This window comes from Saccharothrix espanaensis DSM 44229 (assembly GCF_000328705.1).
Lineage (GTDB): Bacteria > Actinomycetota > Actinomycetes > Mycobacteriales > Pseudonocardiaceae > Actinosynnema > Actinosynnema espanaense.
Genome location: NC_019673.1, coordinates 7,471,631 through 7,486,683 on the forward strand (window position 1 = coordinate 7,471,631; position 15,053 = coordinate 7,486,683).

Sequence of the window (15,053 nt, forward strand, 5' to 3'; positions counted from 1 at the left end):
CAGATCAGGGACCTTCACGCGGCGGCCGAAGCGGTTCGAACAGGGGGGCGGACAGGACCTCCGGGCCGACTGACGGTGACGCACCGTTGCCCTCCGGCTCGACCGGGTCGTCCGCCAGGTCGGTCACGCCGTAGTCCGCGCGGATGCGGTCGGCCAGGTCGCTGCCGCCGAAACGCGCGACCATCTCCGCCAGGCGATAGGCGAAGTAGCCACGCTCCGGCCCGGAGTCCGAGGGAAGCAGGGTGGACACCAAGGTCCGCACGCCGTCGGCGGCGTCGTCGAGCGCGTCGCGGGGCAGGGGTTCCGACTCCGCCACCGGTGTGGCGCGCCCGGTACCGACCAAGTGCTCGAACGCCGCGTCCACCACGCGGTTGTTGGCCGCCGCCGACAGTTGCGCGAACGCGCCGATCACGTCCACCGCGTCCTTGATCCGGTCCGGGTCCTTGGCCAGGTACCAGACGACGCCGCTGCCGGGGTCGCCGAGCACCTCGTCACGCAGGTACCGCTGGACGTTCCGCCGGTACTTGCGGCTGTGCTCCCACACCTGCTCGTCCTTGCGCACGGTCGCCAACTGGGACTGCCGCTGGAGGTCTTCCTCGGTGAGGGCCAGCGTCACCGAGTGCGCCCACACGTCGATCACGCCGGTTCGGTCAGGCGTGGGCGCGGCCAGCGCGCTGTCCACCTGGTGCTGGACCAGGTCGTACTCGGCGGGGTCACCGGCCGAGGTGATCTGCGACGTGCGGGCGATCACCTCGCGCTTCGCCACGTCCGCCGGGTCGGCGGGCAGCGGTCGGCCGGTGTTCGGCCGGGGCCGCCAGCACACCACCGCCGACAGCAGGAACCGGTAGTCGGGGTCCGAGCTCGACACCCTGACCTGGTCGATCGACAACTCGGGTCGGGGCGCGGCGGGTGGCGACGCGAGTGTGAAATCCCGGGCCACCACCGGCGGCTGTTCCGACCAGGCCGACCACCCGGAGGCCAGGACGAGCACGAACACCACGATGGTGAACGCCACGCCCACCCAGCCGGGCCAGGCACCGAGCCCGGTCACCCAGGCCAGCAGGATCGCGGCCAGCACCCCGCCGACGGCGAGCACGGCGACGCGTTTCATCGGTTGGTCCTCTCGGTTCGACTCCCGACCAGGCCCAGCGCCCGATCGGTACGGCGGAGCAGTTCGGCGGCGGTGCGCCGGCGGGCGGGATCCCCGGCCGCCCACCCCCGGGCCGCGGCGGACAGCCGGGCCTCCAGGTCGCCGCGGTCCCGGGTCGCCGCGACCAGCACGTCCAGCACGTCGTCGTGCTCGGGGTCGTGCTCGGGGTCGTGCTCGGGGTCGTGCGCCGCCAGCCACCGCTCGACCGCCGGCGCCCACCACTCGTGCGGGTGGGCCGCCATCACGCGGTGCCAGCCCTCGACCACCTGGTCCCGCGACGAGCGGTCGGCCGACAGCGGTCGCAGCCGGTCCGGCCGGGCCACCTCGGTGAACAGCACGAGATCTCCGTCCCGGAGGTACGGTCCGCTCACGTCCGACACCACCCGGTGCAGCACCCTCCGCAGGAACCGGCGGTCCTCGTCGGAGAGCGCGACGAGCGCGGCCCGCGCGTGCTGGGCGACGACCTGGTCCTCGTTGTGGCTCAGGTGCCGCAGGCGGACGAGCGCCTGGTCCGGGCGGGTCGGCGCGAGCGCCTCGACGCACAGCCGCACGAGTTCCACGGCGAGTACGCGTGGCAGCTTCCTGGTGCAGGACCAGTCGTAGAGCTTCCGGCGGAAGACGCCGCCGTGGTGGGGATGGGACAACCCCTCTTGCAGGATCACCGAAGCCGGCGCGAGCAGCACCGCCGTTCGCTCCTCCCAGCTCCACCGGCCGATCAGGTCGAACAGGTCCTCCGGGTGGCCCGCCCGCAGGCATTCCGCCGAGAACCGGCGCAGCACCCTGACCGGGTCGGGGACGATCTTCAGGCGCAGCACGGTGTCCAACCACCTGCACAGGTCCGGCCGCAACCCGGGGAAGCTGTCCCAGAAGTAAGTGCGGACCGCACGGCCGTAGGTGACCGAGCCGAACCAGACCCTGCGCTCGTCGTCCACGCGGGCGTCGATCCGCGCCAGGCTCGCCACGACGTCGAGGCGGTCCCAGGGGTGGGCCTCGTCCTCGGGGTACCGCAGCACGCCGAGCAGCGCTTCGGTCGCGTGGTGCACGACTTCCGCCTGGGACCGCTCGAAGAAGGCGGTGGCGAGCAGTACCGCCCGCGACCGGCCGTCCGGGTGCTCCCGGACCTGACGGGCGACCTCGTCGACCCGGAGGGACATCGCCGTCAGCGCGTCGGTCAGCCACGCCCGCAGTCCACCACGATGCCCGGCGGCGGCCCTGGTTTCACGGACCAGCAGGGCCAACCGCGCCAATTCTTCCATCGGGTCGGATTCGAGGTGTTGCGCCAGACCCGGTACGTCCACAAGGGACTCCTCCACGCCGAGCGCGTGCAGGTACCGCTGGAGCACGACGCGCCCGTCCGGGCGGCCGATCTCGACCACGGACTCCCGCAGGCTGCCGGGCAGCGTGCCGGCTGCTCGCGCGGACAGCACCACCACCAGGTAGGCCTCGCGGGCCGCGACCACTTCCGCATAGCTGTCGAGGCCCCGGTGCAGGGACCGGTTCGACTCGTCGGTGAGGTCGAGCAGGAGCCGTTCGCCCGGCTCCACGGCATCCGGGTCCAGGCGGGCCGCGGACGGTTCCGCGGTTTCGTCGGGCAACTCCCGGAACCGGGCCGACCCGTCGCCGGAGCTGTGCAGCAGCATCATGGCCGCCGTTCTGCGGCCGGTGCCGGGCGCACCGGACAACAGCACGGCTCCGGGCCGGCGCGAGGCGGCGCGCAGCTCCGCGTACCCGGGCGGGGCGACGAATCGCTCTGCCGTCCAGCGGAGTTCTCTCTCCGCGACCAGGCGCGGGCTATACTGGGGTGGCGGAACGGCCGCGGCCAAGGCCGCGGTGACGATGTTGTACTGGGTGCCGGGGCCCGTGTTCACCGGTCCGTGCGGGCTGGTGACCGCCTGCACGGACGCTCCCACGACCGAGCGGATACCACTGTCCTGCTCGCTCATGGCAGGTCCCGATCGCGGCGCGTGAACCGTTGCCGGGCGGCGTTGCGGCCGCCGAAGACGAACGTCGTGCCGTCGCCGTACTCGCCGTGCTGGACGACCTGGTTGCCCGAGCCCGTGTTGACCGGGCCGGCGGGGGCCGTGACGGCGGTGACCTGGTGACCGCTGATCGAGCCGATGCCGCCGTGGTGCGCGGTCGGGGACGACGGCGTCGCGGGCCGCTCGGCGGGCGGGTCCGGGATCCCGCCGCACTCCTGGCCGAGCCGCTCGACCAGCCGTTGCAGACCGGTGGCGATGTCCCGGGTGTCCAGACGCAGGTACTGGCGGGTCGCGAGCTCGGCCAACTCGACCGGCAGCACGTCCGCCGAGAGCCGGTCCGCGCCGTTGACCAGCAGCGGGATCACCAGGACCTGGTGGCTGAGCGCCTCCAGGAGTTCACGGCGGGTCCAGTCGGCGGGGTTGTCCAGCGCCCGGACGCCGCTGCGGTCGGTCGCGGCGAGCCACCGCCTGCCCACCACCGCCACGAGCACGTCGCTGCGCCACACGTTGCGCAGCAGGTCCTCCTCGAACTGGGCGCCGAGCGGGATCGACTTGCCCGCACGGAACACGTTGGCGTCGCCGAAGACCGCGGAGAGCTCGCGGTCGACCAGCGTCGCGCAGACCTCCTCGTCACCGGTCCGGTAGTTGACGAATACGCGGCACATTGGTCGGTTGTCCTCCTGTCCGGAACTGGGCCGACCGAACGTATCCGCGCGTCACGTGCGCTTTGAAGGGGTTTCCTGTTGCCAGTCGAACCTGCCGAGGAAACCCGAAAAATGCGGTCGAAAGGTTTCCCGTATCCGAATGCTTGTCATCGCGCCCGATTCCGGGTGAACTTGACGCAGGTCGTCGACTACCGTTTGGAATCCACAATGGACGCAATGCCGCTCGGTGCCCGGCTGCGGGAGCTGCGCATGGCGCAGGGTGTCTCGCTGAGCGAACTCGCCCGTCGGACGCACTACAGCAAGGGATACCTGAGCAAGGTGGAGAACGGCGTGCAGGCGCCGAGTTCCACCCTCGTCCGGCAGTGCGACGGCGCGCTCGAAGCCGGCGGCGAACTCATCGCGCGGTGCCGGCGGGACGAACCTCGGACGACAGTTCCGGGCCGTGGCCCGGATGACGACAACGGCCGGAATTGGATGCTGCACATGGATGATCAGGGTTCACTGTGGTTCCGGCCGATGGGCCGCCGACAGGCGCTGGCCACGGGGGCCGCGTCGATCCTCGTGCTGGGTGGGTCGGGGTCGGTGCGGTCGTTGCCCGGGGAGGAGGCGGTGGCCGCGTTCACCACGATGTTCGGCCACGTGCGGTCGCTCGGGCAGCAGTCGATGCCCGACGTCGTGCTGCCGACGCTGGTCGCGCAGACCCAGACGTTGCGCGCGCTCGCCGCCGATGCGTCCGGGCGGGTGCGGCGCGACCTGCTCGTGCTCGCGTCCCGGTACGCCGAGTACACCGGCTGGATGGCGCAGGAGGCGGGGCGGACCGAGGCCGCGCTGTGGTGGACCGACGCGGCGGTGGAGCTCGCCGAGGCCGGTGGCGACGACGAGGTGGCCGCCTACAGCCTGGTGCGGCAGGCGCTGGTCACGATGTACGCCGACCGCGCGGACGACACGGTCGCGCTCGCCCGCCGCGCCTACGGTCACCCCGCGGCGGGTGCCCGGGTCCGGGGGCTGGCCGCGCAGCGGGAGGCCCAGGGCCACGCCATCAACGGCCGCGCCTCGGAGTGCCTGCACGCGCTGGACCGCGCGGAGGCCCTGCTCGACCGCGCCGACGACAGCGACCCGAGCACGCGGCTGGGGTCGACCACGCTGGCCAACCCGGTCCGCCTGACCCGCGCCTGGTGCCTGCACGACCTCGGGCGCACGGCCGAGGCGGTCGACCTGTTCGACCGCGAGCTGTCCGCCACGCCGCCCGGAGCCCGCCGGTTCCGGGCCCGGTGGCAGGCCCGGCGGACGTTGTCCGTGGCGTTGTCCGGGGAACTGGAACAGGCGTGCTCGATGATTCCCGGCCTGCTGGAAGAGTGCGCGCGAGTGGGCTCCGCGACCATCCGCACCGATCTTTCCGCCTTGTCACGGACATTGATCCGCCACCTCGCCGACCCGGCGGTTCGCGGGGTCTACCCGGCGCTGTCCGCGGCATTGCAGACCCCCGCATAAGAGATCAGGTCAGCCGCTCGGTGGAGATCGTGACTTCTTCGAGCAGTTCGGGGATCGGGCGCAGGCCGAGGCCGGGGGCGGTGGGGACTTTCAGGTGGCCGTTGTGCAGGACGAACGGCTCGGTGATGTCCGTGCTGTAGTAGCGGTCCGAGGCCGAGGTGTCGCCGGGGAGGGTGCAGCCGGGGAGGGCGGCCAGGGCTACGTTGGCGGCTCGGCCCAGGCCGGTTTCCAGCATTCCGCCGGTCCACGCCGCCACGCCGTTGGCCACGCACACGTCGTGGATCCGGCGGGATTCCAGGTATCCGCCCACGCGGCCGGGTTTGATGTTGACGACCTGGCACGCGCCCAGGCGGATCGCGGCGGCCGCGGTGCGGGCCGAGGTGATGCTCTCGTCCAGGCACACCGGGGTTCGCAGGGTCCGGGCCAGGTCCGCGTGGCCCAGGATGTCGTCTTCCGCCAACGGTTGTTCGACCAGCAGGAGGTCGAAGGGGTCCAGCCGGGCCAGGTGGCGGGCGTCGGCGAGGGTGTAGGCGGTGTTGGCGTCGACCTGGAGCAGGACGTCGTCGCCGAAGCGCTCGCGGACCGCGCGCACCGGCTCGACGTCCCAGCCCGGTTCGATCTTCAGCTTGATCCGGACGTAACCCGCGTCCAGGTAGCCGCCGACGGCGTCGAGCAGTTCGGGGATCGAGTCCATGATGCCCACCGACACCCCGCACGGCACGGTGTCGCGCTCGGCTCCCAGCTCGCGGGCGAAGGACGTGCCACGGGTCTGGAGTTCGGCGTCCAGCACAGCCATCTCCAGCGCGCTCTTGGCCATCAGGTGCCCGTGGTACTTGCGCAGCGCCGGCGCGACCGCCGTGGCGTCCAAGCGCTCCACGGCACGCAGCGCGGGCACGAAGAACCGGCGCAGCACGTCCGCGCAGCCGTCCAGGTACTCCGGCGAGTAGACCGGGCTCGCCATCGCGGCGCACTCGCCCCAACCCTCGACGTCGTCGGTGACCACCCGCACCAGCAGGAGGTCACGGCCGGTCTGGGTGCCGAACGACGTCCGGAACGGCGACACCAGCGGCATCCTGATCCGCCGCAGTTCCACCTCGCGCAGTTTCACACCGTCTCCCGCAGTACTTCGTCCACCAACGCCACCAACAACGCGGTACGGCCCGGGATGTGCTCCACCAGCACGTGTTCGTGGTCGGCGTGCGCGCCGCCGCCGCACGCGCCCAGCCCGTCGAGCGTGGGCGTGCCGACGCCGGCGGTGAAGTTGCCGTCCGACGCGCCGCCGACCTCGACGCCGGTGATCGGGTCGAGGCCGAGTTCCGCGCCCAGCCGCTGTGCCCGCGCGAACAACGCGGACGACGCGGACGACGGGAGCGGCGGGCGGTTGGGGCCACCGAGGACTTCCAGGGTCGCACCGGGGACGACGGGCGTCAGCTCGTGCATCCGCTCGTCGATCCGCTGCTGCTCGGCCAGGCTCGTCACCCGCACGTCGACGAAGAAACTCCCGGCCGCCGCAACGGTGTTGGTGGTCGTGCCCGCCTGGGTCAGGGTCGGCGTGACGGTCGTGCCCACCTCCGGCGACGACAGCGCGGCCACCGCCAGCAGCTGGTGCGCCACCTCGATCGCCGCGCTGACACCGAGTTCGGGTTCGAGCCCGGCGTGCGCGGCCTTGCCGATCGCCCGGACCTCGTACAGCGACACGCCCTTGCGCACGGTCTTGACCGACGTGCCGGCCGCCGCCTCCAGGACGAACGCCGCCGCGCAGCCGGTCGCCGACTCCTCCACCAGCTCCCGCGACGACGGCGAGCCGAGTTCCTCGTCCCCGGTCACCAGCACGGTCACGCCGGTCCGGTCGGCGAGCGCCGCGACGGCGTGCAACGCCATCACCACACCGGTCTTCATGTCGAAGCACCCCGGCCCGCGCAGGACGCCGTCGCGCACCGAGAACGGGTGGGTGGCCAGCGAGCCGATCGGCCACACCGTGTCGTGGTGGCCGACCAGGACCACGCGGGACGGCCCGTCGCCCAGCCGCCACCGCAGGTGCGGCCCGATCCGCTCGGGCTCGACGCCCAGGACCCTGGCCCCCAGCGCGGCGACCAGGTCGGCGCTCTCCGCCACAGCGACCTCGTCCGACGACGGGGATTCCTTGCGCACCAACGTCTCGATGTCGGCCAGCAGCTCCGGCAACGCGGCGGTGAACCGCTCCACGAGCGCGTTCACGAGCGCAGCCACTCGATCGCGCGGGCCGCCGCGAACCCGATGAACCCGTCGCGTTCCGGGGCTTGCGCCCGGGTGTCGTGCGCCTGGGTGAACACGGCCACCGCGTACCGGCCGCCGTCCGGGTACTCCACGACGCCGATCTCGTTGCGCACCATGGGGAGCGTGCCGGTCTTGCCGAACACCCGGATGCCCTCCTGGTGGAACCCGGACCGCAGCCGGTGCGGCCACACCTGGTGGCCCAGCCAGTTCCGGACGTCGGCGCACGCCTGCGCGGGCGCGGCCTCGTCCCGCCAGACCATGCCCAGCAGGCGGGTGCTCTCCTCGGCGGTGGTCCGGCAGGTCTCGGCGGGCTGGAGGATGCGCATCTTGAGCAGCTCCTCGCGGGTCAACGAGAAGAAGCGCTCGTCGTCCAGGTCGCCGCCCGCGTCCTCGATCATGGTCTGGAACAGGCCGTCGCAGTGGAACGGCACGGCGGTGTGCTTGAGGCCCAGCTCGGCGAGCAGCCGCGCGATGGAGGGCAGCCCGATCCGGTCCACGACCAGGTCGGTGGCCACGTTGTCGCTGATGCCGATCATCAGGATCGCCAGGTCGTGCCACGAAATGGTCACGTCGTGGCGGTAGGTGGCCAGCCCGAACGGCGACATGGTGCCGGTGCCCGCGACGTAGGTGATCCGCTCGCCCAGGTCGACCTCGCCGGCCGCGCCCTGGCGCGCCAGCTCCACCGCGACCGGCACCTTGAACACCGACGCGGAGGGCACCGGGTCGTCCGCGTCGACGGCCAGTTCGCGGGTCCCGTCCACCTCGACGGCGTGCAGCCACACCCGGACGCCGACTTCCTCGGCACGGCTCCGGATCTCGCGGACCACCTCGGTCGCCATCTGCGCTCCATTCGTCACGGGTTCAGGTCCAGTTCACGGCCACGGCGGGCCGCGGCGCGTCGTCGGAGCCCACGAACCGCGGGCCGCACAGTTGTCGCTTTGCACGAAGCACTGAGACCTGCCTCACCAGCACGATGTGGCAATTCCTTGCGAAGAGGCAGGTGAGGGCGATGCGGTTGACCTTGGTCGCAGTGGTGCTGCTCGTGTTGGCGGGGTGCGGCTCAGGGCCCGCGCCGGCCGACGGCAAGCGGGCCGCGACCGATTCCGAGATCTCTGAACTGACGTGGGCGATGCCGGGCGCGCCCCGCTCGCTGGACATCGCCCACGCCATGGACAGCCGGTCGAACCTGGCGATCTACGCCGCGTTCGACGGGCTGCTCGAGCTCGACGGCGAGGGAGCGCTCAAGCCGAAGCTCGCCACGGCGTGGAGCAACCCCGACGAGCTGACCTACGAGTACACGCTGCGCCAGGGCGTCAAGTACTGGGACGGCTCGACGATGACGGCCGAGGACGTGGCGTACTCGTTGCAGCGCCAGCTCGACCCGGAGCAGGCGGCCGAGACGGCGATGATGCTGGGTGCGGTCGACAGCGTCGCGGTCACCGCGCCGGACAAGGTCACGGTGAAGCTGAAGGTCGCCGATCCGGCCTTCAAGTACGTGGCCGCGCTGAACTGGATCGTGCAGCCCAAGGCGTACCAGGAGGCCGCGGGCAAGGACCTCGGCGGACCGGACAAGCCCGGCATGGGCGCCGGCCCCTACAAGGTCGAGAAGTTCTCCCCCGCCGACGGTGTCGTGTTCCAGCGCTTCGACGGCTACTGGGGTGAGAAGCCCAAGGTCGGCAAGCTCAGCTACAAGCCGATCCCGGATCCCGAGGCGCTGCGGCTGGCCATGATCGCGGGCGAGGTCGACGGCACGTTCGGGCTGCCGTTGCAGGACGCCCGCAAGTGGGAGCGCACGTCCGGGGTGAACGTCTACACCACCGGCAGCGTCAGCGTGAACTACCTGTCGCTGGACGTGAACACCGCGCCGTTCGACGACCTCCACGTGCGCAAGGCGATCGCGCACTCCGTGGACCGCAAGGGCCTGCTCGAACCGCTGTTCGGCGGCCGGGGCAAGGTCTCGGTCAGCCCGGTGTCGACGTTGCAGCTCGACTCCTTCCTGGGCAAGGACGAGAGCGCGAAGCTCACCGGCTCGCTGCCGACCTACGAGTTCGACCTGGCCAAGGCCAAGGAGGAGCTGGCGAAGTCGGCGCACCCCGACGGGTTCAGCGTCGAGGTGCCCTACTCCGCGTCGCAGAACTGGGCGCGGCTGACGCTGGAGAACCTGGCCCGCAACCTGTCGACCATCGGGATCACGGTGACGCCCAAGGCGATGACCGACCAGCAGTGGGTGGCGCAGCTGTACGCGGCCAAGGACCTCAAGCTGCAGATCATGCGCGCGGGCGGCGGCACGCCGTACCCCGGCGAGATGCTGCCGCTGATGTTCGGCAAGAAGTCCATCGGCCCCAACGGGTTGAACACCGCGGCCTTCACCACGCCCGAGGTCGAGGCGAAGCTCGCCGCGATGGCGGCGGACAAGGGCGCGATCGGCGACATCATGCGGACCAACGCCGACCAGCTGCCCTACATCCCGCTGTTCGAGGAGCAGCTCATGCACGCGGTGCGGTCCGAGGCCGTGTTCAGCCCGGAGCCCACGCCGTGGCTGGCCGGGGCGAACTGGGTCGCGTGGCTCAGGGCGACGGCCTAGCCGATGTACATCCTGGCCTTCCTCGGCAAACGGGTCTTCGCCGCGGCGGTGACGCTGCTGGTGACGTCGTTCGTGGTGTTCTCGCTGCTGGCCGCGAGCCCCGGCAGCCCGGAGCAGACGCTGCTCGGCTCGCGGCCGCCGACACCGGAGCTGATCGCGGCGATCCGGGCGCGCCACCACCTCGACGACCCGTTCCTGTCGCGCTTCTGGCAGTGGCTCGGCGACGTGGTGCAGCTGGACTTCGGGCGCTCGGTGCGCTCCGGGCAGCCGGTGGGCGACATGCTCGCCGAACGGCTGGACGTCACCTTCGCGCTGGGCGTCTACGCCTTCCTGCTGGTGCTGCTGATCGCGGTGCCGGCCGGGCTGTCCGCCGGGATCCGGCGGGGCTCGGCGCTCGACCGGGGCGTCACGCTGACCGCGCTGGTCGGGGTGAGCGCGCCGCCGTTCGCGGTGGGGTTGTTGCTGCTGACCGTGTTCGGCGTCGGGCTGGGCTGGTTCCCGGTGTTCGGCGCGGGCGAGGGCTTCGCCGGCCGGGTGGAGCACCTGACCCTGCCGGCGGTGACGCTGGCGGTCGCCGGGATCGCGATCGTGGCCCGGCAGACCCGGGCCGCGGCGCTGGACGTGACCACCAAGGACTTCGTCACCTTCGCCGAGGCGCGCGGGTTGCCGCGCTCGGTGGTGCTGGGCCGGTACGCGCTGCGCAACTCGGCGCTGCCGGTGATCACCTCGGCCGGCCTGGTGCTGGCCATGTCGCTGACCGGCGCGGTGCTGGTCGAGTCGACGTTCGCGCTGCCCGGTCTGGGCTCGCTGCTGGTGGAGTCGGTGTCCACGAAGGACATCCCGGTGGTGCAGGGGCTGGCCCTGCTCACCGCCGCGCTGATGATCGGGGTGAACCTGGTGGTCGACCTGTGCTACCTCGGGCTCGACCCGCGCGTCCGGCACTCCGGGGGTGCGTGATGGGGTTCGCGCGGCGGGTGCCGGGCGCGATCCCGGTGTTCGCGCTGGGACTGGTGGTGATCGCCGCGCTCGGCGGCGACTGGCTCGCGCCGTACGACCCGGGCGCGCAGGACCTCGGCAACACCGCCATGCCGCCCAGCGGGGCGCACTGGCTGGGCACCGACGACCTGGGCCGCGACGTGCTGTCCCGGCTGGTGTCCGGCGCGCGGATCGCGTTGCTGGGCCCGGCGGCGGTGGCGCTCGGCGTGGCAGTGCTGGCGACGGCGATCGGCCTGCTGGCCGGATATCGGGGCGGCTGGGTGGACTCGGCGATCATGCGCGGTGTCGACCTGGTCTACGCGGTGCCGCCGCTGCTGGTCGCGATCGTCGTGGTGGGCGTGTTCGGCGGCGGGTACCCGCTGGCGATCGGCGTGCTGATCGCGTTGAGCGTGCCGGCGGACGTGCGGATGGTGCGCAGCGCCGTGCTGGCGCAGCGCAACCTGGCCTACGTCGAGTCGGCGCGCACGGTGGGGCTGGGCCGCGGCCGGATCCTGTTCACCCACCTGCTGCCCAACGTGCTGCCGACCGTGGTGGCCAACCTGCTGCTGACCTTCGTCAGCGCGCTGGTGGGCCTGGCCGCGCTGGCGTTCCTCGGGCTCGGGGTCGGCACCGGGTCGCCGGACTGGGGCCGGATGTTGGCCGAGAACAAGGGGATGCTCGACCTGAACCCGGCGGCGATGGTCGCGCCGGCCGTGCTGATCACCGTGGTCGCGGCGAGCGTGACGCTGGTCGGCGACCGGGTCTACGACCGGATGGCCGCGAGGGGGCGCGATGTTGGACGTGCGTGAGCTGACCGTCCACGACGGGCGGGCGCGCCCGCTGGTGCGCGGGGTGTCGTTCTCGGTCGAGCCGGGCGAGACGGTGGGCCTGGTCGGCGAGTCCGGTTCCGGCAAGTCGCTGACCGCGCGGGCCCTGGTCTCGCTGCTGCCGCCGGGGTTGGCGGCGGGCGGCTCGGCCCGGCTGGACGGCCGGGAACTGGTGGGGGCGAAGGACTTGCGCGGGGTGCGCGGGCACGCCGTGTCGCTGCTGATGCAGGACCCGTTCACCATGCTCAACCCGCTGACCACGATCGGCACCCACATCCAGGAGAGCCTGCCGAACCGCGGCGGTCACGGTGGCCGCGGCGGTCACGGTGGTCGGGCGGAGGTGTTGCGGCGGTTGGCGGAGGTCGGGATCACCGACCCGGCGGTGGCCGGGCGCTACCCGTTCCAGCTCTCCGGCGGGATGCGGCAGCGGGTGGCGTTGGCCGCCGCGCTGGCCAAGGACCCCGGGCTGCTGATCGCGGACGAGCCGACCACCGCGCTGGACGTGACCACGCAGGCCGAGGTGCTCGCGCTGCTGCGCCGGCTCCAGGCCGAGCGCGAGATGGGCCTGGTGCTGATCACGCACGACCTGCGGGTGGCGCGGTCGGCGTGCGACCGGGTGCTGGTGATGTACGCGGGCGCGCTGGTCGAGTCCGCGCCGTCGGGCGACCTGGACAAGCCCGCCCACCCCTACACCGCCGGGCTGCTGCGGTCGGTGCCGTCGGTGACCCACCGCCAGCCGGTGCTGCTGGGCATCCCCGGCTCGGTGCCGGCCGCCGCCGACGTGGCCGACCGGTGCCCGTTCGCGGACCGCTGCACGTGGACCGAGGACGCGTGCACCGACCACGCTCCCCCGCTGCTGGACCTGGGCGGCCGGGCCACCGCGTGCCGCCGGCACGACGAGATCGACCTGTCGTTCGCCACCGACGACACCGCGGACCTGACGGTGCGACCGCCGGTCGGCGAGACCCTGCTCGACGTCGTGGACGTGGTGAAGGTCTACCGGTCGACGGGGCTGCGCCCGACCTCGTTCACCGCGCTGGAAGGCGTGTCGCTGCACGTCACCGAGGGCGAGTCGCTGGCCGTGGTCGGCGAGTCCGGGTCGGGCAAGACCACGTTGGCCCGCACCGTGCTCGGGTTGACCGATGCCACCGAGGGCCGGATCACGTTGGGCGGCCTGGACATCACGTCGTACCGGAAGCTGCGCTCCGGCCAGCGGGCGCGGGCCCGCCGGCTGGTGCAGTGCGTGTTCCAGGACCCGTACTCGTCGCTCAACCCCGCGCACACCATCGGTTACGCCCTCACCGAAGCGCTGCGGCAGCGCACCGAGACCAACCTCCAGTCCGAAGTGGACGAACTGCTGGAACTGGTCGGGCTGCCCGTGGAGCACGCCAAGCGGCTGCCGGCGGCGCTGTCGGGCGGGCAGCGCCAGCGGGTCGCCATCGCGCGGGCGCTGGCCGTCCGGCCCCGCCTGCTGGTGTGCGACGAACCCGTTGCCGCGCTGGACGTCTCGGTGCAGGCGCAGGTGCTCGAAGTGCTCCGCCGGGCCAACCGCGATCTGGGCATCGCGCTGCTGTTCATCACCCACGACCTGGCGGTGGCCCGGCAGGTCACCGACCGGATGGTCGTGATGCACCGCGGCCGGATCGTCGAGCACGGGGCGACCGCCGACGTCCTCGACGCGCCCACCCACCCCTACACCGTCCGGCTGGTCGACTCGATCCCGGACACCGCACCACGCACTGGAGGAAAAACGCATGTCGCGCAGTGAAGAGATCGCCGCCTGGCTGCCCGGCCGACTCGCCGAACTGGTCGCCGAGCACGGGGTGCCGGGCGCGCAGGTGGCGGTGCTGGTGGACGGCGAGGTCGTGGACGCCGCGGCCGGCGTGCTCAACCTGGCCACCGGGGTGGAGACGACCACCGACGCGGTGTTCCAGATCGGCTCGATCACCAAGGTGTGGACCGCGACCCTGGTGATGCAGCTGGTGGACGACGGCCTGCTGGACCTCGACGAGCCGGTTGTGCGGTACGTGCCGGACTTCAAGGTGGCCGACGCGGCGGCCAACGCCGTGATCACCACCCGCCAGCTGCTCAACCACACCGTCGGCATCGACGGCGACCTGTTCCACGACACCGGCAGCGGCGAGGACGCCGTGGCGAAGTACCTGGGCACCATCACCGAGGCGGCCCAGATCCACCCGCCCGGCGAGATGTTCTCCTACTGCAACAGCGGGTACGTGGTGCTCGGCCGGATCGTCGAGGTGCTGCGCGGCAAGCCGTACGGCGAGGTGCTCAAGGAGCGCATCGCCCGCCCGCTCGGTCTCACCCACCTGTCCACCAACGCCACCGAGGCGATCATGTTCCGCGCCGCGCTGGGCCACGTGCCCGGTCCGGACGGCCTGGTGCCCGCCCCGGTCTGGTCGCTGACGCCGTCCAACGCGCCGGCCGGCTCGCTGCTGGCGATGCGCGCCCGCGACCTGCTCGGCTGGGCCGAGGCGCACCTCGACGGCGGCGAGCCGATCGTCTCGGCGGCGAGCGCGAAGGCCATGCGCGCCAAGCAGACCGACGTGCCCTACATCGGGCTGCTGGCCGACGCCTGGGGCCTGGGCTGGGAGCTGTTCGGCTGGGACGCCGACGTCTTCGGCCACGACGGCGGCACCATCGGGCAGAACGCGTTCCTGCGCGTCTCCGGCACGGCGAAGGTCGCCGTGGCGCTGCTGACCAACAGCGCGGACGGCGTGAAGGTCTACCACGACCTCGTGCTGCCGCTGATGCGCGACCTCGCCGGCGCGGAGGTCCCCGAGACCCCGACGCCCCCGGCGGACCCCGAGCCGCTGGACCCGGACCGGGTCGTCGGCGTCTACAACACGCCCATGGTCGGCCAGGCGCTGACCGTGGACGACGCGGGCCGGGGCTGGCTGGAGATCACGCCGCTGACCCCCGAGGCGCGCGCCCTGATGACCCCGCACAAGGTGGAGGTCGTGAAGCTGCGCGGCGACAGCCTGATCGCGGTCGAGGAGGAGCACGGGTTCCACCAGGTGCTCACGCTGGTCGGCGCGGACGACCGGGGCCGGGCCAAGTACCTGTTCAACAGCCGGGCCGCGGTCCGCACCGAATCGGAGTAGGCAG

12 protein-coding genes are annotated in these 15,053 nt (G+C 72.3%); 6 read left to right on the forward strand and 6 right to left on the reverse strand.

Annotated features, from left to right (window positions below; genetic code table 11):
• Window positions 1–4: 4 nt before the first annotated feature.
• The 3 genes from BN6_RS42645 to BN6_RS32475 are packed head-to-tail and all read right to left on the reverse strand — an operon-like array spanning window position 5 to window position 3,794.
• Window positions 5–1,111 carry a hypothetical protein gene (locus BN6_RS42645; protein WP_015104082.1) on the reverse strand — a complete coding sequence of 369 codons (1,107 nt, stop codon included), beginning with the start codon at window positions 1,109–1,111 and terminating at the stop codon, window positions 5–7.
• Entirely contained in the window at window positions 1,108–3,093 is a 1,986-nt protein-coding gene (locus BN6_RS32470; RefSeq protein ID WP_015104083.1) for a hypothetical protein, read from the reverse strand. The genes BN6_RS42645 and BN6_RS32470 overlap by 4 nt, the downstream gene beginning before the upstream one ends.
• A complete protein-coding gene (locus BN6_RS32475; protein ID WP_015104084.1) occupies window positions 3,090–3,794 on the reverse strand; it encodes a toll/interleukin-1 receptor domain-containing protein in 705 nt (234 codons plus the stop codon). The genes BN6_RS32470 and BN6_RS32475 overlap by 4 nt, the downstream gene beginning before the upstream one ends.
• Window positions 3,795–4,010: 216 nt before the next feature.
• Here BN6_RS32475 and BN6_RS32480 point away from each other — a divergent pair, with 216 nt between their 5' ends.
• Complete coding sequence (locus BN6_RS32480) at window positions 4,011–5,285, forward strand: helix-turn-helix domain-containing protein (RefSeq protein ID WP_231904812.1); 1,275 nt, start codon at window positions 4,011–4,013, stop codon at window positions 5,283–5,285.
• Between the two features lie 4 nt (window positions 5,286–5,289).
• Here BN6_RS32480 and menC read toward each other — a convergent pair whose 3' ends face one another.
• The 3 genes from menC to BN6_RS32495 are packed head-to-tail and all read right to left on the reverse strand — an operon-like array spanning window position 5,290 to window position 8,380.
• Complete coding sequence (gene menC / locus BN6_RS32485; protein WP_015104086.1) at window positions 5,290–6,393, reverse strand: o-succinylbenzoate synthase; 1,104 nt, start codon at window positions 6,391–6,393, stop codon at window positions 5,290–5,292.
• Window positions 6,390–7,469, reverse strand: a complete 1,080-nt coding sequence (locus tag BN6_RS32490) for a M20 family metallopeptidase (protein WP_041318869.1) — start codon at window positions 7,467–7,469, stop codon at window positions 6,390–6,392. Before BN6_RS32490 ends, menC begins: the two co-directional genes overlap by 4 nt.
• Before the next feature lie 29 nt (window positions 7,470–7,498).
• Window positions 7,499–8,380 carry a serine hydrolase gene (locus BN6_RS32495; protein WP_041314860.1) on the reverse strand — a complete coding sequence of 294 codons (882 nt, stop codon included), beginning with the start codon at window positions 8,378–8,380 and terminating at the stop codon, window positions 7,499–7,501.
• Window positions 8,381–8,550: 170 nt separating this feature from the next.
• Here BN6_RS32495 and BN6_RS32500 point away from each other — a divergent pair, with 170 nt between their 5' ends.
• From BN6_RS32500 to BN6_RS32520, 5 genes are read left to right on the forward strand one after another with little or no spacing between them, the layout of a single operon-like run.
• Window positions 8,551–10,125, forward strand: a complete 1,575-nt coding sequence (locus BN6_RS32500) for an ABC transporter substrate-binding protein (protein ID WP_015104089.1) — start codon at window positions 8,551–8,553, stop codon at window positions 10,123–10,125.
• A 3-nt stretch (window positions 10,126–10,128) separates the two neighbouring features.
• Window positions 10,129–11,082: an ABC transporter permease gene (locus tag BN6_RS32505; RefSeq protein WP_015104090.1), complete on the forward strand. Its 954-nt coding sequence runs from the start codon at window positions 10,129–10,131 to the stop codon at window positions 11,080–11,082.
• Window positions 11,082–11,909, forward strand: a complete 828-nt coding sequence (locus BN6_RS32510; protein WP_015104091.1) for an ABC transporter permease — start codon at window positions 11,082–11,084, stop codon at window positions 11,907–11,909. The genes BN6_RS32505 and BN6_RS32510 overlap by 1 nt, the downstream gene beginning before the upstream one ends.
• Complete coding sequence (locus BN6_RS32515) at window positions 11,893–13,695, forward strand: dipeptide ABC transporter ATP-binding protein (protein ID WP_015104092.1); 1,803 nt, start codon at window positions 11,893–11,895, stop codon at window positions 13,693–13,695. The genes BN6_RS32510 and BN6_RS32515 overlap by 17 nt, the downstream gene beginning before the upstream one ends.
• Window positions 13,682–15,049, forward strand: coding sequence for a serine hydrolase domain-containing protein (locus tag BN6_RS32520; RefSeq protein WP_015104093.1), 1,368 nt, complete (start codon window positions 13,682–13,684; stop codon window positions 15,047–15,049). The genes BN6_RS32515 and BN6_RS32520 overlap by 14 nt, the downstream gene beginning before the upstream one ends.
• The last annotated feature ends 4 nt before the right edge of the window (window positions 15,050–15,053 follow it).

Bases quoted from the DNA above. Each gene is read 5' to 3' on its own strand.
- BN6_RS32500 (WP_015104089.1), top strand. From the start codon at position 8,551: ATGCGGTTGACCTTGGTCGCAGTGGTGCTGCTCGTGTTGGCGGGGTGC.
- BN6_RS32475 (WP_015104084.1), bottom strand. From the start codon at position 3,794: ATGTGCCGCGTATTCGTCAACTACCGGACCGGTGACGAGGAGGTCTGC.
- BN6_RS32495 (WP_041314860.1), bottom strand. From the start codon at position 8,380: ATGGCGACCGAGGTGGTCCGCGAGATCCGGAGCCGTGCCGAGGAAGTC.
- BN6_RS32510 (WP_015104091.1), top strand. From the start codon at position 11,082: ATGGGGTTCGCGCGGCGGGTGCCGGGCGCGATCCCGGTGTTCGCGCTG.
- BN6_RS42645 (WP_015104082.1), bottom strand. From the start codon at position 1,111: ATGAAACGCGTCGCCGTGCTCGCCGTCGGCGGGGTGCTGGCCGCGATC.
- BN6_RS32505 (WP_015104090.1), top strand. From the start codon at position 10,129: ATGTACATCCTGGCCTTCCTCGGCAAACGGGTCTTCGCCGCGGCGGTG.
- BN6_RS32480 (WP_231904812.1), top strand. From the start codon at position 4,011: ATGCCGCTCGGTGCCCGGCTGCGGGAGCTGCGCATGGCGCAGGGTGTC.
- BN6_RS32520 (WP_015104093.1), top strand. From the start codon at position 13,682: ATGTCGCGCAGTGAAGAGATCGCCGCCTGGCTGCCCGGCCGACTCGCC.
- BN6_RS32515 (WP_015104092.1), top strand. From the start codon at position 11,893: ATGTTGGACGTGCGTGAGCTGACCGTCCACGACGGGCGGGCGCGCCCG.
- BN6_RS32470 (WP_015104083.1), bottom strand. From the start codon at position 3,093: ATGAGCGAGCAGGACAGTGGTATCCGCTCGGTCGTGGGAGCGTCCGTG.